Origin of the sequence: Streptomyces sp. SCSIO 75703 (assembly GCF_036607905.1) — a bacterium.
Taxonomy (GTDB): domain Bacteria; phylum Actinomycetota; class Actinomycetes; order Streptomycetales; family Streptomycetaceae; genus Streptomyces.
Map to the genome: position 1 here is coordinate 4001617 of NZ_CP144555.1, position 26434 is coordinate 4028050.

25 protein-coding genes are annotated in these 26434 nt (G+C 71.6%); 10 read left to right on the forward strand and 15 right to left on the reverse strand.

Going from position 1 to position 26434, the window contains the following annotated elements; all coding sequences use genetic code 11:
* Positions 1-31: 31 nt before the first annotated feature.
* Positions 32-1501, reverse strand: a complete 1470-nt coding sequence (locus tag VM636_RS17610; protein ID WP_053914709.1) for an ATP-binding protein — start codon at positions 1499-1501, stop codon at positions 32-34.
* A gap of 439 nt (positions 1502-1940) precedes the next feature.
* Between VM636_RS17610 and VM636_RS17615 the strand changes: the two genes are divergently transcribed.
* Positions 1941-2450 (forward strand): hypothetical protein, encoded by a 510-nt coding sequence (locus tag VM636_RS17615; protein ID WP_053914708.1) that lies wholly within the window; start codon positions 1941-1943, stop codon positions 2448-2450.
* Here VM636_RS17615 and VM636_RS17620 read toward each other — a convergent pair.
* From VM636_RS17620 to VM636_RS17645, 6 genes are all read right to left on the reverse strand, one after another.
* Complete coding sequence (locus VM636_RS17620) at positions 2413-3198, reverse strand: IS5 family transposase (RefSeq protein ID WP_078962845.1); 786 nt, start codon at positions 3196-3198, stop codon at positions 2413-2415. The genes VM636_RS17615 and VM636_RS17620 overlap by 38 nt on opposite strands.
* A gap of 306 nt (positions 3199-3504) precedes the next feature.
* A complete protein-coding gene (locus VM636_RS17625) occupies positions 3505-4605 on the reverse strand; it encodes an XRE family transcriptional regulator (RefSeq protein ID WP_053914707.1) in 1101 nt (366 codons plus the stop codon).
* Between the two features lie 76 nt (positions 4606-4681).
* Entirely contained in the window at positions 4682-5347 is a 666-nt protein-coding gene (locus VM636_RS17630) for a hypothetical protein (protein WP_053914706.1), read from the reverse strand.
* A 102-nt stretch (positions 5348-5449) separates the two neighbouring features.
* Positions 5450-5764 carry a hypothetical protein gene (locus VM636_RS17635; protein ID WP_159042150.1) on the reverse strand — a complete coding sequence of 105 codons (315 nt, stop codon included), beginning with the start codon at positions 5762-5764 and terminating at the stop codon, positions 5450-5452.
* 352 nt (positions 5765-6116) lie between these two features.
* Positions 6117-6410 carry a hypothetical protein gene (locus VM636_RS17640; RefSeq protein ID WP_053914704.1) on the reverse strand — a complete coding sequence of 98 codons (294 nt, stop codon included), beginning with the start codon at positions 6408-6410 and terminating at the stop codon, positions 6117-6119.
* 86 nt (positions 6411-6496) lie between these two features.
* Positions 6497-6817, reverse strand: coding sequence for a helix-turn-helix transcriptional regulator (locus tag VM636_RS17645; RefSeq protein ID WP_053914722.1), 321 nt, complete (start codon positions 6815-6817; stop codon positions 6497-6499).
* Between the two features lie 484 nt (positions 6818-7301).
* On the opposite strand from VM636_RS17645, the gene VM636_RS17650 reads away from it, so the two are divergent.
* The 7 genes from VM636_RS17650 to VM636_RS17680 all read left to right on the forward strand — a co-directional run bounded on the left by VM636_RS17650 (position 7302) and on the right by VM636_RS17680 (position 15859).
* Complete coding sequence (locus tag VM636_RS17650) at positions 7302-8234, forward strand: UTP--glucose-1-phosphate uridylyltransferase (RefSeq protein ID WP_053914721.1); 933 nt, start codon at positions 7302-7304, stop codon at positions 8232-8234.
* A 214-nt stretch (positions 8235-8448) separates the two neighbouring features.
* Positions 8449-9234 (forward strand): SDR family oxidoreductase, encoded by a 786-nt coding sequence (locus VM636_RS17655; RefSeq protein WP_030419376.1) that lies wholly within the window; start codon positions 8449-8451, stop codon positions 9232-9234.
* A gap of 308 nt (positions 9235-9542) precedes the next feature.
* Entirely contained in the window at positions 9543-11237 is a 1695-nt protein-coding gene (locus VM636_RS17660) for an FAD-binding oxidoreductase (protein WP_078962844.1), read from the forward strand.
* A 104-nt stretch (positions 11238-11341) separates the two neighbouring features.
* A complete protein-coding gene (gene wecB, locus VM636_RS17665; RefSeq protein WP_030422939.1) occupies positions 11342-12526 on the forward strand; it encodes a UDP-N-acetylglucosamine 2-epimerase (non-hydrolyzing) in 1185 nt (394 codons plus the stop codon).
* Positions 12523-13329 (forward strand): hypothetical protein, encoded by an 807-nt coding sequence (locus VM636_RS17670; protein WP_234312811.1) that lies wholly within the window; start codon positions 12523-12525, stop codon positions 13327-13329. Before wecB ends, VM636_RS17670 begins: the two co-directional genes overlap by 4 nt.
* Positions 13326-14570, forward strand: coding sequence for a VCBS repeat-containing protein (locus tag VM636_RS17675; RefSeq protein WP_030422937.1), 1245 nt, complete (start codon positions 13326-13328; stop codon positions 14568-14570). Before VM636_RS17670 ends, VM636_RS17675 begins: the two co-directional genes overlap by 4 nt.
* An 83-nt stretch (positions 14571-14653) precedes the next feature.
* Positions 14654-15859, forward strand: a complete 1206-nt coding sequence (locus VM636_RS17680; RefSeq protein WP_051821562.1) for an acyltransferase — start codon at positions 14654-14656, stop codon at positions 15857-15859.
* Positions 15860-15944: 85 nt separating this feature from the next.
* Here the strand turns inward: VM636_RS17680 and VM636_RS17685 are convergent, their stop codons facing one another.
* The 4 genes from VM636_RS17685 to VM636_RS17700 are packed head-to-tail and all read right to left on the reverse strand — an operon-like array spanning position 15945 to position 19766.
* On the reverse strand, positions 15945-16931 hold the full coding sequence (locus tag VM636_RS17685; protein WP_037859715.1) for an MsnO8 family LLM class oxidoreductase: 987 nt from the start codon (positions 16929-16931) through the stop codon (positions 15945-15947).
* A gap of 9 nt (positions 16932-16940) precedes the next feature.
* Positions 16941-17468, reverse strand: a complete 528-nt coding sequence (locus VM636_RS17690) for a hypothetical protein (protein WP_030422934.1) — start codon at positions 17466-17468, stop codon at positions 16941-16943.
* Complete coding sequence (locus tag VM636_RS17695; protein WP_078856247.1) at positions 17465-18340, reverse strand: alpha/beta hydrolase; 876 nt, start codon at positions 18338-18340, stop codon at positions 17465-17467. The genes VM636_RS17690 and VM636_RS17695 overlap by 4 nt, the downstream gene beginning before the upstream one ends.
* The gene (locus tag VM636_RS17700; RefSeq protein ID WP_030422932.1) at positions 18330-19766 is read right to left on the reverse strand and encodes an MFS transporter; all 1437 of its coding nucleotides are present in this window, start codon (positions 19764-19766) and stop codon (positions 18330-18332) included. The genes VM636_RS17695 and VM636_RS17700 overlap by 11 nt, the downstream gene beginning before the upstream one ends.
* A gap of 240 nt (positions 19767-20006) precedes the next feature.
* Between VM636_RS17700 and VM636_RS17705 the strand changes: the two genes are divergently transcribed.
* The gene (locus VM636_RS17705; RefSeq protein ID WP_030422931.1) at positions 20007-20894 is read left to right on the forward strand and encodes a helix-turn-helix transcriptional regulator; all 888 of its coding nucleotides are present in this window, start codon (positions 20007-20009) and stop codon (positions 20892-20894) included.
* Here VM636_RS17705 and VM636_RS17710 read toward each other — a convergent pair.
* Positions 20792-22162, reverse strand: a complete 1371-nt coding sequence (locus VM636_RS17710; protein ID WP_234312809.1) for a transposase — start codon at positions 22160-22162, stop codon at positions 20792-20794. The genes VM636_RS17705 and VM636_RS17710 overlap by 103 nt on opposite strands.
* 194 nt (positions 22163-22356) lie before the next feature.
* Between VM636_RS17710 and VM636_RS17715 the strand changes: the two genes are divergently transcribed.
* Positions 22357-22797: a helix-turn-helix domain-containing protein gene (locus tag VM636_RS17715; RefSeq protein WP_030422929.1), complete on the forward strand. Its 441-nt coding sequence runs from the start codon at positions 22357-22359 to the stop codon at positions 22795-22797.
* 195 nt (positions 22798-22992) lie between these two features.
* Here the strand turns inward: VM636_RS17715 and VM636_RS17720 are convergent, their stop codons facing one another.
* The 3 genes from VM636_RS17720 to VM636_RS17730 form a co-directional block, all read right to left on the reverse strand.
* Entirely contained in the window at positions 22993-23598 is a 606-nt protein-coding gene (locus tag VM636_RS17720; RefSeq protein WP_051821560.1) for a TetR/AcrR family transcriptional regulator, read from the reverse strand.
* A 103-nt stretch (positions 23599-23701) separates the two neighbouring features.
* Positions 23702-24685, reverse strand: a complete 984-nt coding sequence (locus VM636_RS17725; protein WP_030422927.1) for a DsbA family protein — start codon at positions 24683-24685, stop codon at positions 23702-23704.
* Between the two features lie 57 nt (positions 24686-24742).
* Positions 24743-26434 (reverse strand): IclR family transcriptional regulator C-terminal domain-containing protein, encoded by a 1692-nt coding sequence (locus VM636_RS17730; RefSeq protein ID WP_030422926.1) that lies wholly within the window; start codon positions 26432-26434, stop codon positions 24743-24745.

A 26434-nucleotide genomic window follows, 5' to 3' on the forward strand; every position in this document is an offset into this window, starting at 1 on the left:
AGTGAGGAGTGGGTGATGGCGCAGCCAGGGGTCAGCTGTTCCAGAACCCGTCCAGCTGGTCGAACGGCTGGGTCGTTCTGATCAGGTATCTCGCCTCCTCGGCGGATTTTCCCTGAGACAGGAAGACCTTGAACATCTGCTGTGCCACTTCGATCGCGTGGTGGTCGGCGGGACCCGGGCCGCCGAAAGGCTCGGGATCGTCTGCCGTGTCCGTCTCATGCAGGACTCGCAGCGCGGGAACGGGCACCGTCTCCTCCAGAAGGCGAAGCAACGCCCGGACACGGGCCGGGTCCGATTCGCCGTCCTGGAGAACTGCCTGCACGAGTGGATGTCGTCGGTTGATCTTGCAGCTGACCTTTCCGCCGTCCCTGCGCACGCTCCAGGGGAACGACAGCGGTCCGCTGTGCTGGCGTGCCGCGATCCGTCCGCGATGCCGTACCGTCTCGGCGGCCTCTCTTCGGACCATGTGAGCGACCCGTGTGAGGTGTCGACGTAGAGCCACCGGGGCGACCACGGTGGCTTTCCGTACATCGACGCGCCACTCGGCGTCCATCTCGGCCGGGATGTTGATGGCGACGCGGGCAAGGTTGTAGCGCTCTTCACGGCGGAGTCCGCGCAGTCCGAGCCAGCTCCCGGAGAGAATGAGGCGGTTTCGCCGGTAGACATAGAAGCCCTGGTGTCTCAGCCAGCCCTGAGGGCCGCCGGCAGTCGCGTACGCGGACTCCGCCAGGCGTTGAGGGTCTGGCAGCACGAACGGCTCCACCAGGACTGTTCGGCCTTCCAGCGGCAGTGGCTCGGGCGGCAGGCGCCGTACTGACGGGTGTGACGAGAGGAACGGGTCCCAGGGAGTGACATGGCAGCCGGACACTCGAAGCGTGAGGGCGGATGCGCCAGTGAGGAAGCGGGCGAAGACGAGACCGAGGTGGGTCTTCACCTTCTCGGTCTCGTCGTAGAACTGCTGTTGCATCCGCCTGTCGCCCGCAGTCGCGTCTTGGTAGCCGGAGAGTCTCTGCCACAAGACCACGGTGCCGTGACTCTGGCCCTTGGTGATCCGGCCGAGGATCTCCGACGTGTCAGGAGCCGGCGTGTGCAACAGTCGCCATTCGCCGGTCCTCTCGACGACGTCGAGGTCCCAGGTTCGAGTGAGCCAGACACCGTCAGTGGCCGTGCACACCGTGACCAGACGGCACTGGGAGAAGGAGGCGGACTTGAGTCCGACTCCATAACGCCCGAGGTCTGAGGAGGATCTGTTGGCCGCAGGACCACGCGCTGCGACTGTCATCGCGGTGACGAGGGACGTCTCGGCCATGCCGCATCCGTCGTCCACGACCGCCATCCAGGACTCCGGACCGGCCCACGTGAACTCGATGTCGATGTTCCTGGCCCTGGCTGACACGCTGTTGTCGACCAAGTCCGCCAAGGCGTCCGGGAGCGAGTACCCCAGTGCGCTGAGGGAAGCCACCATTCCGACCGGCGCAGGCGGCGCGATGTCGTAGGTCATGCCTGGTATCAGCCCTGCCTCCCCGCTCCGGACGCGTCAGATGCGCGCGGCTGTCCCGGAGCCAGAGGCATCGAGCAGGCGTACACCCTGGGTTCGGGAGTGCTCGCCTGCTGGTCCAGTAGATTGATAGTGCAGCCCCCGCCCGACGGTGATGCTACTGGAGCAGAGGGGTGAAGATCTATGCTTCTCTCAGGCTCTGGTCCCTTATGACGGCATATGCGGCGTCGATGGGTGCTCGAGAGGGTGATCGGTGCGTCATGGGCGGTGCCGCGGTCCGGCAACTGGCGTTCAGCAAGCGGTATGACCCGCAGATGTATCGAGGCCTCAGAGGCTGTTGTCTTTCCGAGTCTGATGACTGCGTTTTCGCTGGTCAGGGATAGGAGTGGCATCCGTGTGGGAGTGATGGATCGTCGTTTCGTCGCTCCCGTGGAGGTCGCGGATGCCGTCGGTTGTCGGACTACTGGAACAGCACGAGCTTGCCGCCCGTCGTCGTGTGGATGGGCTGCGTGAGGAGGCCGACCGGATCCAGGCCGAGCTCGCGGCGGCCGAGCAGGAGCGGCTGGAGTGGACGATCGCCCGCGAGCGTGTCGGTGCGGTGCTGTCTGAGCCGGGCGGTGCCGGAGCGGAAGTCGAGGTGCGGGCATCACCGCTCGTGGCGGCGAAGGCGAAGTCGCAGGTTCCGGTGTGGCGCGAGGGGTTGGCCTGGACGGCATTGTCGGCGGACTATCAGCGCATCCTGACCGCGCTTGCAGATCGGGTCCGTCTCGGTCAGGGCCCGCTGACCTGCCAGGAGATGGCCTCCGGGTTCGGTATGGACCTGGTGCCGGCCAAGGTGGAGGCACTGCGGTCGAAGGCGAAACGCCTGGTCGCGCGGGGCTGGCTGACCGAGCCTGCGCCGGGCCGGTTCACGCTCACGCGGGGCGTGAGCGGGCAAGACGGCGGGTCATGACCATGGTCATCGACCAGTAGACCATCGCCTCGGCGCTGCTGGTGCGGCGTTCGAAATCGCGCACCAGGCGGCGGCTTCGCATCAGGTGGGCGAAGAGCCGCTCGACGATCCACCGCTTGGGCAGCACCACGAAGCCGCGCGTGTCGTCGCTGCGTCTGACGATCGCCAGGACCAGGGCGAGCACGGCCAGGCAGTGCTCGACGAGGCTGCCGGTGTAGCCGCCGTCGGCCCAGACGAGCTCCAGCCGGTGGTGGGCGCCGGCCACCTGGGCGAGCAGCACCTTCGCGGCAGCACGGTCACCGATGTCCGCGCTCGTGACCATCACACCCAGCAGCAGGCCGAGAGTGTCGACCACGACGTGCCGCTTGCGCCCGTTGATCAACTTCCCGCCATCGAAGCCGCGGCTGTCGGCGCCGACCACGGCGTCCGCCTTGACCGACTGCGAGTCGATCACCCCGGCCGTCGGCTCCGCATCCCGCCCCGCCTCCTGGCGGACCCGGCCGCGCAGACGGTCGTGGAACTCCTTGACCAGCACGTGGTCGCGCCAGCGGCGGAAGAACGCATAGACCCGGTCCCACGGCGGGAAGCCGGCCGGCATCGCCCGCCACTTGATCCCGTTGTCCACCAGGTAGCGCACCGCGTCCAGCATCGCCCGGTGGCAGTACGCCTCCGGCTGCCCGCCCCGGCCCCGCAGCCAGCCCGGCACCGGCAGCAGCGGCCGGACCACCTCCCACTCCGCGTCCGTCATGTCCGAGGGATACCGCCGAACACGTTCCGGGTGATCGGCCGCATTCCCGAACCGGTGAGCGACACAATCACACGACGGAGCAGCCGAGTTGAACTCCACCGGCGCGAGCACGTACAACTGCGGCAACAGGGTCTCCTGGATCTCGGTCGGCTTCGCAACCCCGAGCTACCAAGAGGCCCTGTTCCCATGCCCGTAGCCAGCCGCGATCACCCGATCGAGACTCCCGTTCGACGGCCACCCCTCAAGATCGGAACGACAACAGCTACTAACGCGTCATGGCGCTGTCGGCACCCTCGGAAGCCACGGTCAGCTGGTGACCAGCCGCAGTGCCGGCCGCTGCCGTTCCTCGGTCTTGGTCGTGCTGCCGCCGCTCTCGACGGTGGTGAGGGTGAGGCCGAACAGCATGGAGTTCATCTCCTCGACGGTGATGTCGAGTTCGGCGGCGACGTCGGCGGGCCGGATGCCCTTGGTCCGCAGGGCCCGGAAGACCTTGGTGAGGACCTGTGAGGTCTCGCGTTGCTTCAGACCGTTCGGTTCTCCGGTGCGGTAGCCGCGGGAGCTGAGTTCGGCGCAGACGGAGCGGTACTGCCAGTCGGTGAGGAGGTTGAGGTCGTGCAGCCGATAGGTGAGGGCCATGGCCGACACCTTCCAGATCGACTTCGCCTCGAGGACCTGGTCGACTCGGGCGCCGGCCGGCATGTGGCCGAGGACGCTGGCGGCGGGCATGAGGAATGCGCTGGCAAAGCTGTTGGCCTGGCGCTCGGCGTCGGGGCCGCTGCAGTGTCTGTCGTCGCTGCCGTGCATCACTAGGTGGCCGAGCTCGTGGGCGGCGTCGAAACGGCCTCGTTCGACGGACTTCATGGTGTTGAGGAAGACGAACGGGATGGTGCCCCGCCAGACGGCGAAGGCGTCCACCTCGAGGGAGTCCGCGGGAAGGGAGAAGACGCGGACGCCGTGGGCCTCGAGGAGGTGAACCATGTTGGGCGCGGCGGCGTTCCCCAGGCCCCATCGGCTACGGACCATCTCGGCCGCGGTCTCGGCGTCAGGCTTCGTCAGCGAGGGGAGGTCTGGTTCAGGTAGGCGGAACTGCTCGTCGATCCAGTCGTAGAGGCGGGCTGCCAGGGTGCCGGCCGCTCGGGCGGCGTCGAGTGTGCGGGGTGGCGTCTTGGTGCGTGCCCGCCAGGAGATCCCTTCGGCAGGCAACTCGTCGATCTCGCGACCGCTGAAGAAGCCTTCCGGGAACCCGAGCGCCTCGGCGAGACGGCGCACGGTGGTGGAGCGAGGAGCGGTCCGGCCCGTCTCGTAGTTCGACAGGCTCTGCAACGACAGGCCCGTTGTTCGGGAAAGCTCGGCGAGGGTGAGCCCCCGGCGTCTCCGGGCCAGCGTGATGCGGGATGGGGTCACCATGGTCGTCGACTGCCTCGCGGGTTGGGTGGTGCGGGGTGCGGCACTCCCGCCAAGAGCGCCGCACCCGGACGGTTGATTAGCGGAAATCGATGGCGATGTTGATCTCGCCATCCCCATCATCGTCCGGACGTTCGATTCCGTCCATCTGAAACGCCGGGAGAAGGATCCGCTGCTCCCACCGCGTGACGTACCCGTCCGTTACGTCCCCAGGCAGGGACAGCTCGCAGGGAAAGAACACCTTGTCGCCCACCTGATGGCGGTACCAGACGAGGAACCACACCTGCAGGCGCTGGGCCTCATCCTTGCTGAGAACGATCTCGTTGCGAGGGCGGGGACCGGAGAAGAGCTCCATCTGCTGGAAGGCGTTCTCCTCGGCTGCCCGCGCCGTCGATCCGCCGCGGCGGCGGGCGTTGCGGGGAAGTAGAAGAGGGTCGCCCGTCGCCGTGTCGCCGGGCATGACGCCGATGGCGACGGCTCCGTCCGGCGAGCAGACGAGCTCAAGGTAGTCGTGGCGGAGTCGCTTCCAGCCCTCGTGCCGGATGTGCATCTCGCGAAGGATCCGGACGTGCTCTTCGTACGCCCGAGTGCCCGCCGTGTTGGCCGGGTGGTTGAGGGTCGCGGTGCGACGAGCTTCCTCGCCGGCGCGCAGCGCCTCGTACAGGTACTCCAGCTTGGTGCCGAGGGCGGCAAGCCGCGCGTGACAGTCGTGGTTGTCGGGCGCGGCGAGGGGAAGGACTGCCATGCAACCTCCGGGGTGGGGAACTGATCTTATAGGAACCATACCGCATCTGCGGTTCCATTCTTATAATCGCCTGCTGCTGGCGGAGCGTTACATCGCCCCCGTCTATCCCCGGTTGGGGACTGGAAACCTGGGGTCGTTCTGTTCGGCGGCGCTGTCGACCTGACCACGCAGTCGCTCAGCTTCCGCCGTGGCGTCCTCGACGGGGAAGCCTGCCTCGAGGAGGTGGCGAATCCCGGTCTCGAGGGACAGGACCTTGGCCTGCACGCCCCGGGTGCCGAGATCGAGATTGCCCGCTCGGTCGGTGGGGAGGAAGGCACCGAAGGGGAGGGGGCCCGGGGGTAGTGCGCCACCGAGTTGGTAGAGGCGCTGCACCATCTTTAACAGCAGCGGGTACTTGGCCTCCCGTGCCAGGCGCATGGACCTGACCATCGCCTCCAACAGCCCGAAAGGTGAGCTGTAGGGCGTAGCCGGACCGCACTTCGGCCGGGCTGACGGTGCCGATGACGCTGACGGGGAGGCGGGAGACGACGGAGGGCTGCTCCCGCAGGGTCTTCACGTAAGCCCGTAACTCCGCGAGCTGGGTAAAGGTGTCCACGGTGCTCAGCCGGCCATCGTCGCTGAGGGGCCACACTATGCCTGGCTCCACCTGGACCGGTAGCGTCTGACCTGTCCGGCGGTCAACGGGGGCCGGGCGCCGGACAAGCCGATGATCGGTGAGCCGGTGGTGGCGGAGGCCCGCTGGCTGTCCGTGTCGACGGAGGCGATGTCGTCAAGGAGCTGGGGCGAGCGCCAGCAGGCTGGACTGGCCGAAGTGGCCGACGCTGCTCACGGTGTTCGGCACGTGTACGAGCGGAATGAAGTCGAACTCCAAGTCGAGGTGGTCGAGCACATCGCCGTCTGCGCTCGTGCGGAACCGGGCGTCCACCGTGCCGGTGCGGTCGACCTTCTCGAGGTCCCATTCCGCGCCCGTCAGATAGCACGTGACCGAGCTGGGCCGTGCCGACCACGGGTAGATGCGAGTCGCCGTTCGGCTCTCGTCGATCGTGCCGAGCTCGTACGTCACCCTCCGGAGAGTCGCCCTCCGGCCGGTGGCCGGGTCCGCGGGAACCTGCGGCAATTACATATGCACGTCTTCGCGGATCGCCATGCTCAGGGCCGCTCCCGCTCGGTCCACGCCTCCAGGCCAGGCCACAAGCGAGCTCCCAACGCGACCTCAAGGCGGGCGAGGGTTCCCAGGTCCGGCAAGACCATCCCGCGCAGCAGCCGACTGATCGTCGCGTGGGAGACACCCGCTCGGTCTCCCAAGGCCCGCAGGCCGATCTCGGACGCTTCCATGGTGTGCGTCAGGTTGCGCGCAAACGCCTGGCCGTAATACGCACTGACTGGAGCATCCCCGGACAGTTGGGCGTACGGCCAGTCGCCTGACGCGACGTATGTCGCAGGCAGTTGGTCGTTGTTGCTCCGGGGCATGCCGAGATGATCCCACGTCCTCATGGGTCCCGTCCCTCCTGCCGCAGGAGTCCGCGCACACCTCCGGCTGGTGCAAGTACACACCACACTAGAGGATGGAAGAGCCGGTTGTGTGGTCTTGCTCGCATTCCGGCGAGCCGAATCCCTCGGCCCAGAGGTGCACGCGCTTGATCACTCGACGAGCGTGATCGGGCCATCAGGAATCCAGCCTTCGACATACCCCCGGAGAAGAGGGCCGAGCTCACGCGGATGCACGTCGAACTCTGCGGCCTCGGCTTCCGGAGGTCCGCGTGGCCTTGCTCGGGGCGGGCGGCGGCGTTTTTGGCAAGTTCGCGGGGCCGCGTCCGGCCGGCGGGGTCGAAGCACCAGTTCACGGGGCTCCAAAGCTGTTTAGTGAACAACTTACTGTGCGGGATCTGCCTAAGTAGGTATTTTTTCGCCCGAAATCTGCGCAGATCAAGTCGTTCATCGATAGCTTGTGCGCATGACCGCAACCCGCCGGATAACCAAGGCAGTCATCCCTGCCGCCGGGCTTGGTACCCGTTTTCTCCCCGCGACAAAAGCCGTTCCCAAGGAAATGCTGCCGGTGGTGGACCGGCCCGCCATTCAGTATGTCGTGGAGGAGTCCATCGCGGCCGGCTTCTCCGAGATATTGATGGTGACCGGACGCAACAAGTCGGCCCTGGAAGACCATTTCGACCGCAGTTACGAACTCGAGAGCGTGCTGCGTGAAAAGGGCGACGACGTCAAGCTCTCCCGGATGGAGTCGTCCGCCGCGTCCGCCGACATCCATTACCTGCGTCAGGGCGACCCCCGCGGGCTCGGTCACGCTGTGCTGCGGGCCGCGTCCTACGTCGGTGACGTCCCCTTCGGGGTGCTGCTCGGCGACGACCTCATCGGTGCCGGCGACGACCTGCTGGGCCGGATGGCCGCGGTGCGCGCGAGGTACGGCGGCAGCGTGCTGGCGCTCATGCAGGTGCCCGCCGAGCAGATCTCCCGGTACGGGTGCGCTGCCGTGGAACCCACGGACGACCCCGGCGTCGTCCGCGTGAGCGACCTGGTGGAGAAGCCCGCGCCCGGGGAGGCGCCGAGCAACTACGCCGTGCTCGGCCGTTACGTCCTCGACCCGGGCGTCTTCGGCATACTCCGCACCACCGCACCCGGCCGCGGCGGCGAGATCCAGCTCACCGACGCCCTGCGCGAGATGTGCGGCGGCGGGGCGTCCGGACCGGTGCACGCGGTGGTGTTCTCCGGGCGCCGCTACGACACCGGCAACCCGGGTGACTACCTGCGCGCGGTGGTCGAGCTGGCCTGGGACCGCGCCGATCTGGGGCCGGCGTTCCGCGAGTGGCTGGGCGGGTTCGTCGCGGCGAACGCCCACCGCGCGTCGGCCGGTGCGGGCTCTCGCGCCGCGTAGGCGCTTTTCCGCGCGAGCCGTGCCTGGACTCGTGCGCGTCACCGTGCGCGGAAACGTGGGAATCGGCGGTGGCCGTTCCCCGGTCCGTGGGTGCCAGGTAATCAGCGGTGGCAGTTCAAAGGCCCGGGGCCGGCCGCCCGGAAATCAGCGGTGGCCGTTCCCCGGTCGGGGGGCCGCCGGGAAATCAGTCGGAGAATTCGAGAAGGGAAAAACGTTGGATCTGCACCTCTCCGGAAAGGTCTACATCGTCACCGGGGCGTCGGCGGGAATCGGCGAGGCGACCGCGCGGTTGCTGGCCGCCGAGGGGGCTCACGTCGTCGGAGTGGCCCGCAACACGAAGGCGATCGACTGGATCGGCGAGCGCGTCTCCTCCGTTTCCGCGGACGTCACCGACCCGGATGCGGCACGGGCCGTCGTGGACGCCGCTCTCGCCCGCCACGGGCGGGTCGACGGACTGGTGAACAACGCCGGCGGGCTCTTCTCCCGGAAGGGTTTCCTGCACACCACGGACGCGGACTGGAAGGAGACGTTCGAACTCAACCTGCACGCGGTCGTCCGGATGACACGGGCCGTCCTGCCCCTCCTCGTGGAGCAGGGGACGGGCAGTCTCGTGCACCTCGCCAGTGAGGCGGCCCGGTTCCCCGACGCGCCGCTGCTGGACTACGCGGCGGCCAAGACCGCGCTCCTGTCGGTGTCGAAGTCCCTCTCGGCCGAGTTCGCGCCCCAGGGGGTGCGCTCCAACGTGGTGTCCCCGGGGCCGACCCGGACCGCGCTGTTCGACGCCCCCGGGGGCTTCGCCGAGCAGCTCGCCGAACGGTACGGCATGTCCCCCGACGACGCGGTCGACCACTTCATCCGGGAGGAACGCCGGCTGCCCAGCGGGCGGATCGGCCACCCCGACGACGTGGCCAGGGTCATCGCGTACCTGCTCTCGCCGTCGGCCGGCCAGGTCACCGGCGCGGAGTGGGCCGTCGACGGCGGCGCACTCCGCCAGATCTGAGGAGACGGGGCCCGGGACCGCCCGGCCTTCCCCGGGCCCCCGGGACCGCCCGGCCTTCCCCGGACCCCCCGGGACCGCCCGGGACTGCCCGGCTTCCCCGGCCCCCCGTACCCGTCTCCCCTTCCGGCCCCGCCCCGCCCGCCCCGACCGCCGACCCGCCCCCACCCCGCACCCCACGCACCCCATACACCCCATACACCCCACGCGCCCCATACACCCCATACACCCCACGCACCGCACCCCACACAGCCCGCACACCCCACGCAGCCCCACACACCCCCCCGCCCGACCACAAGATTGAGGTGCCCATGACCACAACACCCATGGACCGGCGCTCCGTCCTCGCCCGGAGCGCCGCCCTCGCCGGAGGCGCCACCGCCGCCGCCGCGGGCCTGACGACCGCCGCGGCGGGTCCCGCGGAAGCCGTCCCCGTGACGGCCGGGAAGCCCCCCTCCGGGGCCGGCGCGCTCATCGGCCCCCACGACCCGCGCTACCCGCTGCTGACGACCGGGAACAACCAGCGGTACGTCGCCGCCCCCGAGTACGTGAAGATGATCCGCTCCACCGCCGACGCCGAGAAGGCGCTGCGCACCGCCCACCGGGCCGGCAAGCGGATCTCGGTGCGCAGCGGCGGCCACTGCTTCGCCGACCTCGTCTGCAACCCCGAGGTCGAGGTCATCCTGGACTTCTCCGAGATGACGGGCGTCGGGTACGACCCGTCCAGGCGGGCCTTCTACGTCGAGCCCGGAGCGCGGCTGCTCAACGTCTACGAAGCCCTCTACAAGGGCTGGGGCGTCACCATCCCCGGGGGCATCTGCTACAGCGTCGGCGCGGGCGGCCACATATCCGGCGGCGGCTACGGGCTGCTCTCCCGGGCGCACGGCCTCGTCGTCGACCACCTCTACGCCGTGGAGGTCGTCACCGTCGACAAGAGGGGCACGGTCCGCACCACCGTCGCCACGCGGGAACGGAACGACCCGAACCGGGACCTGTGGTGGGCGCACACCGGCGGGGGCGGCGGCAACTTCGGCCTGATCACCCGCTACTGGTTCCGCTCGCCCGACGCCAGGGGCAGCCGGCCCGAGGACCAGTTGATCTCACCGCCCTCCAAGGTGCTGGTCCAGGCCGTCGACCTGCCCTGGGCCGACCTGGACGAGGCGAAGTTCCGGCGGCTGCTGAAGAACTTCGGCGCCTGGCACGAGAACAACAGCGCGCCCGACTCCCCGTACCGGCACCTGTCCAGCCTCTTCAACGTCAGTTCCAGGGCGCACGGCAGCCTCGGCATGTTCACGCAGGTCGACGCGACGGTGCCCGGCGCGCGCAGGCTGCTCGACGACTACTTCGCCGCCGTCACCGCCGGTACCGGACTGACGGCCAGGCCGATGACCAAGGCCAACGGGGAGATCCCCCACCTGACGGACCTGGCCGAGCCGCGTGAGATGCCGTGGCTCAACGCCACCCGGATGGTCGGGACCAACAACCCCACCATCACGGACCCCATGTCGCGCGCCGCGCACAAGTCCGGCTACATGCGGAAGAACTTCAGCGACCACCAGATCTCGGCGCTGTACCGGTACATGACCCGCCCGGACTTCACCAATCCGGACACGATGCTCGTGCTGTTCTCGTTCGGCGGCCGGGTCAACGCGGTGGCGCCGGACGCGACGGCCAACGCGCAGCGCGACTGCGTGTTCAAGATGACCTTCCAGACGTTCTGGCCGGACGAGCGGGACGACGCGTTCCACCTGGACTGGATACGCGGCCTGTACGCCGACTTCTTCGCGGAGACGCGGGGCGTGCCGGTCGTCGGCGGCCGTACGGACGGCTGTTACATCAACTACTGCGACACCGACATGGCGGACCCGGCGCACAACCGTTCCGGCGTTCCCTGGCACACCCTCTACTACAAGGGCAACTACCCCCGGCTCCAGCAGGTCAAGAAGCGCTGGGACCCGGGCAACTACTTCCGCCACGCCCTCTCCGTCGAGCCGCCCCGGCGTTAGCACCGCCCCGGAGCCGACGGCCGCCGGTCCGTGTGCGGGAACAGCGCGGTTCCCGCGTACGGCGGACCGGCCCTCCACGTGACATCTCGATCGGGAGACACCTGATGCGACCCGTTGCCGTGGTCCTGGGCACCCGCCCGGAGGCCATCAAGTTCGCCCCCGTGATCCACGCTCTGCGGGACGACCCCCGCTTCGAACCGATCGTCATCTCGACCGGCCAGCACCGGGAAATGCTGGACGAGACGATGAAGGCGTTCGACCTCACCCCCGACATCGACCTGGGCGTCATGGTCCCCCAGCAGACGCTCTCGCAGACCACGTACCGCGCGCTGCGCGAGCTGGAGGGGCAGCTCAGCACCCTGAAGGCCGAGGCCGTGCTGGTGCACGGCGACACCGCCAGCACCATGGCCGGCGCCCTGGCCGGCTTCCACCACCAGATCCCCGTCGTCCACGTGGAGGCGGGCCTGCGCAGCGGATTCCTCGGGTCACCGTTCCCCGAGGAGGGCAACCGCCGCATGATCGCGCAGATCGCGGCGCTGCACCTGGCCCCCACCCCCGGCAACAAGGCCAACCTGCTGGCCGAGGGCATCGCCGAGGAGGCGATCGCGGTGACCGGCAACACGGTCATCGACGCCCTCCAGTGGGCCGGCGGCAGGACCGACGACTTCGGTCACCCGGCGCTGGCGGATCTGGACGCCGATCCGCGGCGGGTGGTGCTGGCCTCCGCCCACCGGCGGGACGCCTGGCCGCACCTGCCCGAGATCGCCAGGGCGTTCGCCGACATCGCCGACGAGCCCGGCACCCGGGTGGTCGTGCCGCTGCACCGCAACCCGTCGGTGCGGCAGGCGATGCTGCCGCACATCGGCGCCCACCCGGACATCACGATCGTCGACCCGCTGCCGTACCTGAACTTCTGCCGGCTCATGCGGCGTGCCGACATCCTCCTGTCGGACTCCAGCGGGGCCCAGGAGGAGGGCCCGGCCCTGGGCAAGCCGACGCTGGTGATCAGCAACGTCACCGAGCGTTCGGAAGCGGTGGAGGCCGGCACGGCCCGTCTGGTCGGCACGGCGTACGAGGGCGTGTACGGCCACACGGTGCGCCTGCTGCGGGACGAGGCGGCGTACCTGCGGATGGCCTCCGCCGCCAACCCGTACGGCGACGGGCGGGCCACGCGGCGCACGATCGACGCGATCGCGCACTTCTTCGGCGACGGCCCACCCGCGGACCCCTTCGTCCCCAGGACCCCGCTCGGCGAGGCGGACGGCAGGACGGAGTACGCGCGGACATGAACGGGACGACGACCGGCGAACGGCCGGCACCCGCGGGACACCCGCGGGGCGTGCGCGCGATGAACTTCACCGGCCCCCACGTCACCGCGACCGTCGTGAAAGACGTCGCGGAGTACCGGGTCGACGGGCGGGCGATCGTGGTCAACTGCGGGACGCGCGACGCGTACGTCGACGCGGCCCCCAGGCGCCCGATACCGCCCCTGACCTCGACGATCGTGGTCGACTCGACGATCGGGTCCGCCGGCCTGCTCATCGTGCTCCACGTCCGCGACGAGACGGGCGGCACCCTCGCCGGCATCACCGCCGAGCCGGGCTGGGAACTGCTGGGCGAGGCGATCGGCGACGACCCCGGCACCACGGGCGGCCTGCCCTTCGACAGGAAGACCCCTCTGTGGCGGGGCCCGCAGGACACCGTCGGACAGGTCGCGTTCGACCCGGCCCACCTGTTGCGGGAGACGGCGACGGCGGGCGCCCCGCAGCCGTTCGAGGTCCGGGCCAACCTGTGGTTCGCCCCGGCGGGCACCGACTGCTTCATCCACCGCCTGCACGACTTCGTCGAGGTCCACACCCAGGTGGCCGGCCTGGGGCGGATGCAGAAGTTCGCGGCCCAGGACCACGCCACGCTCTACCAGGACATCCCCATGAGTCCCGGCCACACCACCGCGGACCCGTTCTGCTCCCTCGGGCCGGACGGCTCCTTCACCTACCCCTGGCACCAGTACTACGCCGACACCGACTGCGTATGGCTGGCCATCGAGTACCACCGCGTCACGCGGCGACCGTCGAGTGGAGACACGACATGACCGAGATACGGACCCCGAAGTTCACCGCGGAACCGGTGGCCGAGCAACTCCGGGACGGCTACTGGCTGGAGGCCCCGGACATCGACGGCGACGGCCGTCCCGACCTGTTCGGCTACGGGCTGCGGCTCGGCGAGATCTACTGGTACCAGAACGACGGTGACTGGACCCGGCGCCTGGTCGCCGACGGCTTCCGCATGCCGGTCGGCGCGGACTTCGCCGACGTCAGCGGCACCGGCTCGCCGGACATCATCGTCTGCTACGAGCTGTACGGGCCGATCGGCACCATCGTCGACCCCGACCCCGAGGGCGGGAAGATCGCCTGGCTGGAGAACCCGGGCTCGCCCGACAAGGACCCCTCGCGCTGGACGAAGCACTACGTCGGCCGCGCCACCGGCATGCACCGGCTGCGGGCCGGCCACTTCACGCAGTCCGAGCGACTGGAGATCATCGGCCTGCCGATCGTCGCCGAGGCCGACGTGCACGCGGTGCTGCCCGTCGTGCTGTTCACCCAGCCCGACGACGTGCTGACGGCGACGGAATGGCCGATGACGGTCATCGACGACAGCAACTTCCGCATGATCCACGGTGCGGAGAAGAAGCGCGGCCTCATCCCCGGCTCGGACCTGGACTCGATCCTGCTCGCCTCCGACGAGGGAGTCACCTGGCTCCACTACGACACCGGGCGCGGCGAGTGGGTGCGCGAACTGGTCGGCACCGGTGAACTCACCCAGTTCGAGCAAACCGGTTTCCGGGGCAGCGGTGACCTCGACGCCGGGCGGCTGGGCGACGACCCGATGGCCTACGTCGCGGCGATCGAGCCGTTCCACGGCAACACGGTCGCCGTCTACACCAAGCGCGAGGGCGGCCCGGCCGGCGGGGGAGGCTGGGAGCGGACGCTGCTGGACGTGTACGGCGACCCCAACGAGAACGGCGAGGGCCCCGGGCACCAGATCGTCTGCGCCGACTTCGACGGGGACGGCGACGACGAGTTCCTGGTGGCGCTCCGCGGCCCGTGGCCCTGGCAGGGCGTCATGTACTACAAGGCCGTCGACGCGGCCAAGGGCATCTGGGCCAAGTGGCGGGTGTCCGACGAGTCCGTGGCGCGGATCGCCACCGGCGACTTCAACGGCGACGGGCGGCTGGACTTCGCGACGATCGCGTACTCGGTGCAGAACTACTACGTGGCGAAGGACGCGAAGATCGTCCTGCACCGCAACGAGACCGGCACCGCCGGCCGATGACCCGCGCCCCGCGCTCCGCGTCCCGGACCCGGGGCGCGGGGCCCCGCCGCCGTTCACCCGGTCCCGTCGCCCAGAGGACTGTCATGACTCCGCCCAGAACGTCCAAACTGCCGTCCCTCACCGGCCTGCGCTTCTTCGCCGCGCTGTCGGTGTTCTTCTTCCACTCCTCGCTCTCCAACTCGCCCATCCCGCCGAACGATCCCATCAACCCCTTCGCCGACCCGGGCATCGCGGGGGCCTACGAGAAGGCGCTGCTCAACGCCGGCTACATCGGGGTGTCCTTCTTCTTCGTGCTCTCCGGCTTCGTGCTCGCCTGGTCGGCGCGGCCGGGGCAGTCGGCGCGGGCGTTCTGGCGCCGCCGCATGACGAAGATCTTCCCCAACCACCTCGTCGTCTTCGCGGTGTCGCTGGTCCTCTTCGCCGGCGCCACGATCACCTCGGTCGGGCAGTGGCTGCCGAACATGCTGCTGGTGCACACCTTCTTCCCGCAGCCCGAGATCAACCTCAGTGTGAGTCCGCCGAGTTGGTCCCTGGGCAGCGAGTTGCTCTTCTACCTGCTGTTCCCGCTGCTGATCGTGCCGGTCCGGAAGATCCGCGACGGGGCGCTGTGGGCGTGGTCGGCGGTGATGGTCGCCGGGACCGTGGCGGTCCAGCTCGTCTCGACGCACCTGGTACCGGACACGCCGAAGTCCGCGATCACTCCCATCTCCGACCTGCAGTTCTGGTTCGGCTACCTGTTCCCGCCCGGCCGCCTCTTCGAGTTCGTCCTGGGCATCCTGCTCGCGCGGATCGTGCTCGCCGGCCGCTGGCCGCGCCGCATCGGCATCGGCTGGTCCCTCGTCCTGTGCGCGGCGGGTTACGCGGCCGGGTTCGTGGTGCCCTTCCCGTACACGTTCGTCGTCGCGACGATCGTCCCCATCGGCGCGCTGATCGCCGCGGTGGCGGCGGCGGACGTCGCCGGGCGCCGCACCCGGCTGCGCGGGCGGGTGATGGTGTGGCTCGGCGAGGTCTCCTTCGGCTTCTACCTCGTCCAGGGCGTGTCCATCTTCTACCTGCGGTCCCTGCTGGACGGGGCCACGTACGGGGTGCCCGGCGCGGTGCTGCTGATCGTGGGCTTCTTCGGTACCTCGCTGCTGGGCGGCTGGCTGCTCTACCGCTTCGTGGAGATGCCCGCCATGCGCCGCCTCAGCGTGGGCCGCGCCGAGGTCCGCCCCGCGCCCCCGGACACGCCCGCCCCGGCCGTCGCCGACGCGGAGCCGGCCGGGCAGGCCCCGCTGCGCTCGCTGTGACGGACCCCGGCCCCCCGCCGACGGGGCCGGGGTCCGTCGGCCGGGGCCCGGGGCCCGGCTCCCGGTCCTCCCGGTCGCCCGCGGTTCACCTCCCCGCGGCGGCGGGCCGCGGCCGGGCGGCGAACGCCTCGGCGAGCAGCCGGTGGGAGTCCAGGCGGTCGGCCGGATCGCAGGTCAGGGTGTTGACCATGAGTTCGCAGACGCCGTGCCGGGCGGCGAGTTCCGTCAGGCGTTCGCGGACCTGCTCCGGCGTCCCCCACACCAGGGAGCCCCGGCGGACCTCGGCGCGTTCCGCCTCCAGGGCGGTCCACTCGTGGCGGAGGGCTTCCGCCGGGGTGGGCAGCGGGAGGTCGTCGCCGAGGTCCTTGCGGCTGCGCCACAGCAGGACGCTCTGGGCCAGCGCCTCGGCCCGCTCCTCGCTCGCGGCGGTCACGACGCGCACCGCGAGGACCCCGCCCGGCGCGGGGCGTCCGGTGTGCTCGGTGTACGCCGAGCGGTAGGAGGTGAGCGCCGCCCGTGCCGGGCCGGGCACGAGGAAGTGCGCGAAGGCGTAGTCGGTGCCCAGCTCGCCCGCCATGAAGGCGGAGCCGACGCCCCCGCCGAGGAGCCACATCCGGGGGCGCACGGTGGCGACGGGGTTCACCCCGGCCCCGGCGGGCGGCCCGTCGCCGTCCAGGTCCATGAGCCGGCGCACCGCGCGCACCCGCTGCGGATAGTCGTGTGCGGGGCCGCCCGCGCGGCCGAGGCCCAGGTCGACGCGGCCGGGGAAGAGCGAGGCCAGGACGCCGAAGACCTCGGCCACCTTCGCCGGGGGGTAGAGGGGCAGCAGCACGCCGCCCGTTCCCACCCGCATCCGCTCGGTACGGGCCAGCAGCACCGAGGCGAGGATCTCGGGGGCGCTGCCCGCGAAGCCGGGCGAGCCGTGGTGCTCGGCGGTCCAGTAGCGGACGTGTCCCCACTCCTCGGCGGCCTGGGCCAGGTCGACCGAGGCGTGCAGGGCGTCCGCCGCGGAGAAACCGGTGCCGACGGGTGACTGGTCGAGGACCGACAGCCGTGGTGCGGAGGGTGCCACCCGTCCTCCTCAGTTCCCGGCCCGCACGATGGCGGGCACGATGCGGTAGTCACGCTGGAAGACCAGGTTGTGCAGGTCCCCGGTGGCGATCGCGCGCAGTGTGGGCACCTCCGCCGCGGCCTGTTCGGGCGTGAACACGTTCAGCGGCCAGTCGTGGACGGTCGCGCCCCGCAGGTGCGGGTGGTGGAAGCCGCGCCCGAAGTGGGCCAGCAGCGTGATCGGCGCGATGCCGCTCGTCCGCTGCTCGGGCCAGGACAGGGTCCAGGAGGCTCCGAGGCCGGCGTCCTGGGTGCGCCGGACCCCGCTGGCCTCGACCTCGCCGGTGCCGCCGAACAGGGTGCGGTCGAACTCCTCGAGCACCTGGCGGGCGTACGGGTCGAGCAGGGCGACGGCCCGGTGGAAGTGCCCCTCCTTGCCGAGCCGGGACACGGTGTCGCCGGCGTCGCCGTGGGTGCCGTCGCGCAGGTCGGAGAAGTGCCGGGTCAGGGCCTCGATGTGGGGGAGGCCCGTGGTGTCCGGTGCCTGTGGTGCGGTCATGGTGTCTCCTTCCGTGGCCTCAGCCGGTCGCGCAGCGCCGTGCCGAGCCAGTGCCTCAGGGGAGGGTGGTGCGGGGTGGACCCGACGGCGGCGAGGAAGGCGGCGTGCGGGGTGTGCGGGAAGACCCGCAGCCGTACGTCGTTGCCCGCTGCCTCCAGCCGCCGCGCGTACCCGGTGACGTCGTCGAGGACCGGGTCCAGGTCCCCGACGGCGAGGACGGCCGGGGCCAGCCCGTCCAGCCGGCCGGCCTCCAGCGGTGTGCTGTGCAGCCGTTCGCCGTCGCCCGCGGGGGGCGTGCCCCGTCCCCGGTACTGCCGCCAGGCGTGCCTCAGGTCCTCGGCGGAGGGGAAGACGCCCGGCCCGCGCCCGTACGAGGGGGCGGCGCAGTCCGGGTCGAGCGGCGGGTAGGCCAGCACCTGGGCGGCGAGCGGCTCGCCCCGGTCCCGCCGGGCGAGGGCCGCGCAGGCGGCGACGGTGCCGCCCGCGCTGTCGCCCCCGACCGCGAGCGGTTCGCCGGGCCGTGCCCGGTCCCCGGCCCAGGAGAGCGCGGTCAGGACGTCCTCGATCTGCGCCGGGTGCCGGTGGCGCGGGGCCAGGCGGTACCCGGTGCTGACCACCGTGCAGCCCGACGCGCGGGCGAGGTCCGCGACCGGTTCGTGCCAGTACTCCACGGACCCCGCGCGCCAGGACCCGCCGTGCGCCCACACCAGCCAGCCGTACGGGTCGGGGCCGGGCCGGTAGACCCGTACCGGGACCCGGTGGGTGCCGGCGTCGAGCCACCGGGGCTCCCAGCGGACGGCCTCGTCCGGGTGCGTGGCGGCGGGCCGCCGGCCGTCGGCGGACGGCTCCCGCCGCCCCTCGTCACCGCGCACTCGACCGGGCGCCGCGCAGGAACAGGGCGCTGGTGAGGGTGCCGAGGAGCACGATGGCGGCGTTCACGGCGATGGCGACCTTGAGGCCGCCGAGCATGGCGGCGGCCCCGGCGCCGGCCATGGCGCCGGTGGCGATGGCGCTCATGATCGGCGTGCCCATGGTGATGCCGATCTGCTGGGTCATGGTGGCGAGGCCGGTGGCGAGGCCCTGCTCGTGGTCGGCGAGGCCGGAGGTGGCGGTGACCATGAAGCCGACGATGACGAGCATGTTGCCGACCCCGCCGGCGAAGGTGCCGATCAGCAGCAGCCACATCCAGGAGCGGTCGTCGCCGAGGCCCAGCAGGGCCGCCGTGGCCACCGTCTGCAGGATGCCGCCGGTGATCAGCGTCTGCTTGCTGCCGATCTTCCCGATGACCCGCGGGGCGACGGAACCGCCGACGACCGTGCCGACGCCGAGCACGCCGAAGGAGAGGCCGGCGGCGAGCGGGGAGAAGCCGAGCACCTTCTGGAGGTAGAGGGTCAGCAGGAAGACGAGGGAGGTCTCGGTGAGGAACGCGATGAGGCCGGCGATGTTGCCCCAGGCCACCGACCGCTTGCCGAGCACGCTGAGCGGGACCAGCGGCGCGGACACCTTGCGCTCGACCGCGTAGAAGACGAGCAGCAGCACCACGCCCGCGGCCAGCGGCAGCAGCGCCTCCGGCGAGCCCCAGCCCGCCTCGCCGGCCTGGGTGAGGCCGAACACGATGGCCAGCAGGCCCAGCGTGACGCTGACGGCACCGGGCAGGTCCAGCTTCGGCCGCTCGTCCGGACGGGACTCCTTGATGACGGTCGGCGCGACGATCAGCACCGCGACGACGACGGGCACGTTGATGAAGAACGCCCAGCGCCACGACAGCAGGTCGGTCAGGAGGCCGCCCAGGATGGCACCGGTCGTGAAACCGGCCGACATCAGCGCCCCGTTGAGGCCGAGCGCCTTCTCGCGCAGCGGCCCCTCGGGGAAGGAGGTGGTCAGCAGCGACAGCCCGGCCGGGGTCACCGCGGCCGTGGCCAGGCCCTGGAAGACGCGGGCCAGGATCAGCACCTCGGGGTTCTGGGCCAGGCCGCCCACCAGCGAGGCCACGCCGAGCACGACGAGACCGCCGAGGAACAGCCGGCGCCGGCCGAACAGGTCGGCGACCCGGCCGAAGAGCAGCGTGAAGCCGGCCGCGCACAGCGCGAACGAGGTGGCGATCCACTGCAGGTGGGACAGGGAGAAGCCCAGGCCCTCGCCGATCACCGGCAGCGCCACGTTCAGGATGGAGAAGTCCACGGCCAGCATGAACTGGGCGGCGAGCAGCAGCACCAGCACCAGCCGCAGCCGGGGGGTGAGCGTGGCGGGAGCCGGGCCGGCGGCGGCGCCCGACCTCTCCGCATCGGTGACAGACATGACCTGGGGTCCCTTTCCTCATGGTGTCCAGCCGCGCGGCGCGGGCTGGGCCGCGCCGCGCGCGGTCATGGGGAAGAGACTCGTCGGCGCCCGGGACCCGAGCCAGAACCCTGTCGCGCACAGCCAGCGCGAGGGTAGTCATCACAGGACCACCCTTGGCGCCCCGCCCGCCGGTACCGGCGGGCATCATGGGAGGCCGGTGGACACCGCCGGCCGCGCACAGCCGACCTGGAGGCACTGATGGACGCACCGTCCGAGCTGGGAGACTTCCTCAAGTCCCGCCGCGCCGCGCTGCGCCCCGAGGACGTCGGCATCACCGCGTCCCCGACCCGCCGCCGCGTCACCGGACTGCGCCGCGAGGAACTGGCGATGCTCGCCGGGGTCAGCATCACCCACTACACGCGCCTCGAACAGGGCCGCGTCACCAGCGCCTCCGACAGCGTGCTCCAGGCGATCGCGCGCACCCTGCGCCTGACCGACGACGAGACGGCCCACCTCAAGGACCTGGCCCGCCCCGCCCACGCCGCGCTCCGGCCGGCGCCGCCCCGGGTGGAGCACGCCGGCGCCTCGGCCCGGCAGCTCCTGTCGGCCATGGCCGACGTGCCGGCCCTCGTCCTGGACCGGCGCAACGACGTCCTCGCCTGGAACCGGCTCGGCCACGCGCTGCTCGCCGGGCACCTGGACGCCACGAGCCCCGACACCCCGGCCACCCGGCCCAACCTGACCCGGATGCTCTTCCTCGACGAGCAGTACCGGGAGCTGTACCCGAACTGGAACGAGGAGGCACAGCTCGCGGTGGCCTCCCTGCGCCTGGTGGCCGGCCGGCACCCCGACGACCGCGCCCTCGCCGAGCTGGTCGGCCAGCTCAGCATGAAGTGCGACCGGTTCGCCTCCCGATGGGCCCGGCACCCGGTGCGCACCTGCACCTCCGGCGTCAAGCACCTGCGTCATCCGCTGGTCGGCACGATGGACCTCAGCTTCGAGAACCTCGTCATCCCCGGCACCTCGGGGCAGCGCCTCATCGCCTACACCGCGGAGCCCGGGTCGCCGTCGGAGGCGGCGCTGAGGCTCCTGGGCAGCGCCACCGCACCGGTGGCGGAGGCCGGCTCGACGGTGGTCGGGCGCTGAATCACCACCTGCCGGCCGTACGGCGGCGGTGCTCCGGCCGGGGCCGGGGTGCCCTGCCGCCGGACGGGCACCGGCTCGACGGGGTGCCCGGCGTGGGCGAGGCGCATGTGGGCGTAGGCCGCCGAGACCATGGTCATGTGGTGGTGCCAGGCGGGGAACGAACGTCCGGCGAAGTCCAGCAGCCCGTAGTTGCCGTCCAGGCAGTCGGCGGTGATGGTGGAACTGATGTAGAGCCGGGTCAGTTCGAGGAGTTCGTCCAGCCGGTGGTGGACGAGGTTGGTGAGCCACACCCGGGAGGTGGGCTCGCCCTCCGCGTCCAGCTCGGTCAGCAGCCGGTAGGCCCGGCGCTCACCGCCGTTGTGCTGCCAGGTCAGGGCGGAGAGGATCTGGGCCTGCCGGAACCGCCCGTCCGCCCCCGTCATGGCGGCGATGTGCCGGCTCCAGGTCCGCTGCGCCTCCGGCACCGGGGGGCCGCCGACCAGCACGCCGTGCCCCGCTCTCCCGCCGGTGAGCGCGCCGGCGGCCGGGGACCGTTCCCGTGCTCCCCTGTCGGGCGCCAGGAACCGGGAGTGCACGACGACGACGAAGTCCCGTCGGGTGCCGTCCAGCCGGGACGTCAGCTCCGCGAGGTCGGGCGCGTCGCTCATGTCGGCCACGACGGGCACCCCCGGTGAGGCGGAGCGGCCGGCCACGTGGTCCACCAGGTCGAGCATCTGTCTCCACTGCGGCCGGAAGCACGCCGTCTCGGGGATGCGGGCACGCCGCCGCAGCTCCGGGTCGCGGTCCCACGGCCGGGGGAGGAACAACCGCCAGTTCACGGGGAAGTTCGCGCCCGGGCACGAGAGGAAGAGGGCGATTCCCACCTGGCAGTTGAGGCTGCGGCCGGCCGAGGCGACGAACCGCTGGTGGACGCCCACGGAGTGGCGGCCCCGCTTCGGCAGCACGACCGGGGTGAGGGCCCAGGCGCGGACGGAGGAGCGTTCCTCGACCCACCGCGTCAGCGCGTCGCGCGCCGGTTCCCACTCCCACGGACTGTTGTTGATGAATTGCTGTAACGAGTACCAGGCCGTGGGCGAGGTGGACACGGACTCGGCCAATCGCCGCATCGACTTCTTGCCCTGGGTGGTTATCAGGGCCGTGAGGTAGGCGTGCGCCCACCGGCGTTGATCTGCTCGTGGTAGATAGTCGAAAAGCCGCTCGGCGAAGACGTCCACGGATCGCGAGCTGGTGAGTTCCCGGCCCCGTTGCTGGCGTACAGAGTCTGTCATTGGAGTCTCCTGCGTCCCCCGCGCCGACGACTTACTCATATTGGATCGCCAAGGGCCCGCCACTGCACACCAGTTGAAGGCCCCGATGAAGCTATCCACTGCTTCCAGCCACGTCAACTCCCATTGGGTGAGCAGTTGCTCTCTTTGCACACCGGTCCGGCCGTAAGGTAAGCCGAGGAGGGAGGTCCGGTGCGGTGAAGGAAGCCGAAAGCAGGCCGGGAAACAGTCTGGCCGGGAAGCTCAATCACTTGTTCATGAGGGTGAGACCCGCAGGTCGGGACCGGTATACCAGCGAGGAAGTCGCGCGTGCCATCACGGCTTCCGGAATCCCGATCTCCGGTAGTTATGTATGGCTGTTGCGTAAAGGGAAGCGTGACAACCCGACGCTGCGCCACGTCGAAGGACTCGCCAGGTTCTTCGGCGTACCCCCCGCGTATTTCTTCGACGACGATGTCACCGAGGCGGTCGACGCCGAGTTGTCCCTTCGCGTGGCGCTACAGGACGCGGAGGTGCAGAGAATTACCCTGGGCGCGGCCGGACTCTCGGAGCGGAGCCTCAAGTCCATCGGTGACGTCATTGCGCGCGTGCGCGAGTTGGAGGGGCTTTCCCGCGAGCCGTCGGGAGTGGACCGCTGATGCGCCCCCGGAGCGCGTCGCCTAAGGCGGGTTCCGGCCACTTTCCGGGTAAAGCCATGTCGCGTCCCTCCGATGAAAAACCCTATGGCTCAAAAGCCTCTGGACTTTCCGGGAAATGGCCGGGGTGAGCCGTACGGATTCTCGGGGGAACGGTTTCCGCGGCGGCCGGACCGGCGGGGGCCGCGCCCGCCCGGATCACGGCCGGGTGCCGAGCAGGGACCAGGCCAGGGCCGCGAGGTCGGCCGGGGTGGCCGGGCCCGGCAGGGTGCCCCGGGACCAGTGGGCGATCAGGGCGACCAGGCCGCCGCCGACGAAGTGGGCGGCGGCCGTCGCCTCCGGGCCGGTCTCCTCGTGTTCGCCCCGGACGCCGGAACGCCATGCCTCCGCGAGCCGGCTCTGCAGGCGCGCGGTGCAGCGGGCGCTGCCGTCCTCACCCAGCATCCGGGCGTACAGCGGGCGGTGCCGGGCGACGTGGGCGAAGAGGGTGACCAGATGGCCCGGCGGCGTGGGATCGGCCGGGTCCGGCCCCGGGGTGCCGCGGCAGGCGCGGACCGCCTCGACCAGGTCGGCCATCGCGCTGTCGGCCGCGTCGAGGAGGAGGTCGTCGCGGTCCTTGTAGTGGAGGTAGACCGTCGCCCGGCTGACCTCGGCGCGTTCCGCGATCTCCGCCATGGTGACGGTGTCCGGGTCCCGTTCCGCGGACAGGGCGAGCACGGCCGCGTGGAGCCGGGCGCGGGTGCGGCGGGCCCGGGGGTCGTGCGAGGCGGTCCGGGCGACGGGGGACGAACTGGTGCCGGTCACGGGTGCGGGGTCCTCCGGGGGCGGGAGAGGGCTCGGGGCGGGCAGGCGAGGGAAAAGCTGGGGGCGGGGGAGGGGCCGGGCGCAGGGCCGCGGGGGTTGTCGCTCACGTCCCGTACGACGGGGTCATCGCCGTCGCCAGGCGCAGGTGGGCCGCCGCCTCCTCGGCGCGCCCCCGGCGTTCCAGGGTGCGGCCCAGCAGCAGGCGGGCGTACGAGTCGTCGGGGGCCTGCGTGACCAGGGGCCGCAGCATGGCCTCCGCCTGGGCCAGTTGGGCGGAGTGGAAGTAGGCGCGGGCGGCCAGCGTGCGGACCCCGCGGTCGGTCCCCTGCTCGGCCAGCAGCGGGGTGAGCAGGGTGAGACAGCCCAGCGGGTCGCCCAGGTCCAGGAGGGCTTCGGCCTCGCGGAACCGCCGTACCTCGGCCGGCAGGCCCCGCTCCTCTTCCGGGGCCGTGGCGCGCAGGAACTCCGCGAGGGTCTTTGGCGGTTGCGCGCCGGTGAGGGAGCGGCCCGCGACCACGAAGGTCGGGGAGTTGGTGACGCCCCGCGCCTTCCCGGAGAGCAGCAGCTCCCGTACGCGCGTCTCGCCCTCGCCCCGGGCGAGCCGGGCCGCGCCCTCGGGGAAGCCGGCCGCGCGGGCCGCGTCGGCCAGGACCTGCGGTGAGCCGATGTCGCGGGCCTCGACGAAGTGGGCCCGCAACAGGGCCTGTGCCACGGCGTCCTGCACGCCGGGGGCGCCGTGGTCGAGGGCGAGGACGAGCAGGCGGTGCGCGTCGTGGCTGCTGGTGCGCCAGGCCGCGCCCCAGCGGGGTCCGATGCCCTCCCGCGCGGCGATGCGGGAGACCCGGGTCCGGTTCCCGGCCGTCGAGAGACCGGGGGCGCACTGGCGCAGCGCGTCGTCCACCAGCGGGTCGCGCAGTTCGTCGTCGAGCGGGACCGCCGGGTCGGGAGCCATCGGGTCGACGCGGAACGGGCGCCACACCACCTCCGCCCCCTCGCCCGCGTCCAGGCCGGCGAGGGCGCGTTCCAGTCGGCGCCGGCCGATGAAGGCCCACGCGCACACGACGTCCGCCCAGATCTCGATCACCATACGGCCCAGAGTAGGCGACGCCTGTCAAGTAAGCGACACCTGTCCAGGTGTCGCTGCTCACGCCGGGGCCACCCCGGTGAACCGTCCGGCCACCCTGAGGTCCGCCTCGATGGCGTCGGCCGTGCGGCGCAGCTCCGGCAGGATCTCCGCGACGCACTCCCCGGGCGTCCGGCGGGCGGCGTGCATCGCCACGTTCAGCGCCGCCACCGCCCGGCCCGTACGGTCGCGCACCGGCACCGCGAGCGACCGCAGCCCGGCCTCCAGCTCCTCGTCGACCAGGGCGTACCCGCGCTCCCGCACCTCCTCCAGGAGCCGGGGCAGACCGGCCGCCGGGGCCGGGGGGCGGGCGTCGGCGGGGAGACCGGCCAGCAGTACCCGGCCCAGCGAGGTCGCGTACGCGGGGAGGCGGGAGCCGAGGGCGACGCGGGCGCTCATCACCCGGCCCGCCGAGGCCCGCGCCGTGTACTGGATCTCCTCGCCGGTCTCCGACAGGACGGCCAGCGACGCCGATTCGCGCACCCGGCCGGCGAGCGCGGCCAGGTGGGGTTCCGCGATCCGGGGCAGCGAGGTGCGGGAGAGCGGCGGGAAGCCGAGGGACAGCACCCCGGGGGTCAGCGTGAAGGTGCGGCCGGGGCCCGGCGCGACCAGCCCCGCCCACTCGTACGTGATCAGCGCGCGGCGTGCCGTCGCCCGTGCCAGGCCGGTCGCCTCGGCGACCTGGGTGAGCGTGAGCGCGGAGCGGCCCTCGCCGAACGCGGTCAGGACGGTCAGCCCGCGGGCCAGCGAGGCGACGAACTCCCGGCCCAGTTCCTGCTTCGAGGCGCCCGTCCAGGTGGCCAGGCCCGCCGGGGCGGGTCCCGGTTCCGGCGGCGGGGCGTCGCGCAGGTCGGCCTCCATCGCCTCGACGGCGGTGCGCAGCCGGGGCAGCAGCGTCTCGCGCAGGCCCTGGGCGGTGTGGCGGCTGGTGTGGCTCACCACGTTGGCCACGCACGCCACCCGGCCGGTCCGCGGGTCGTGTACCGGCGCCGAGACGGCCACCAGACCCGGTTCGATCAGCTCGTCGTCCAGTGCCCAGCCCCGGGCCGCCGCCTCGGCCGCCCGCTGCGCGAACTCCTCGTCCGGCGCCGGGTGTTCGCGGGGCGGGACGGCGGGGAAGGTGTGGTCCCCCGGGTCGGCGGCCCGGCGTGCGCGCCAGTGCCGCCAGTCCTCCTCGGTCCACTCGGCGGCGAACAGGGGGCCCGGCGCGGTGCGTTCGGCGGGCAGCAGGTCGCCGATGCGGAAGCTCAGGGACATCGCGCGGCGACGGGTGGCCTGGTGGATGAAGCGGATGCCGTCCCGGTCGCCGACCGCGAGGGAGACCGACTCGTCCAGGGCGTCGGCGAGGGCGTCGGCGCGGGTGCCGAGCAGGGCGGGCAGGCGCAGGGCGGCGAGGTAGGCGTTGCCCAGTTCCATCAGGCGGGGGGCCAGGGTGACGTCCCGGCCGTCCGGGCGGACGTATCCCATCCGGGTGAGGGTCGCGGTGATCCGGTCGACGGTGGAGCGGGCCAGCCCCGTGGCCCTCTCCAGTTCGCTGGCGCTGAGGGTGCCGTCCGCCTCGGTCAGCTCGCGGAGCACGGCGATCCCGCGCAGCAGCGGCGTGACGGCCTCGGCGGGGGCGGCCGTCCGGCCGCGCGTGAGCGTCGGGGCCGCTTCGGCCGGCGCGGCGGCGCCCTCGTCGCGGGCGGCGTCGTTCGTGGTCTTGGCGGGCAT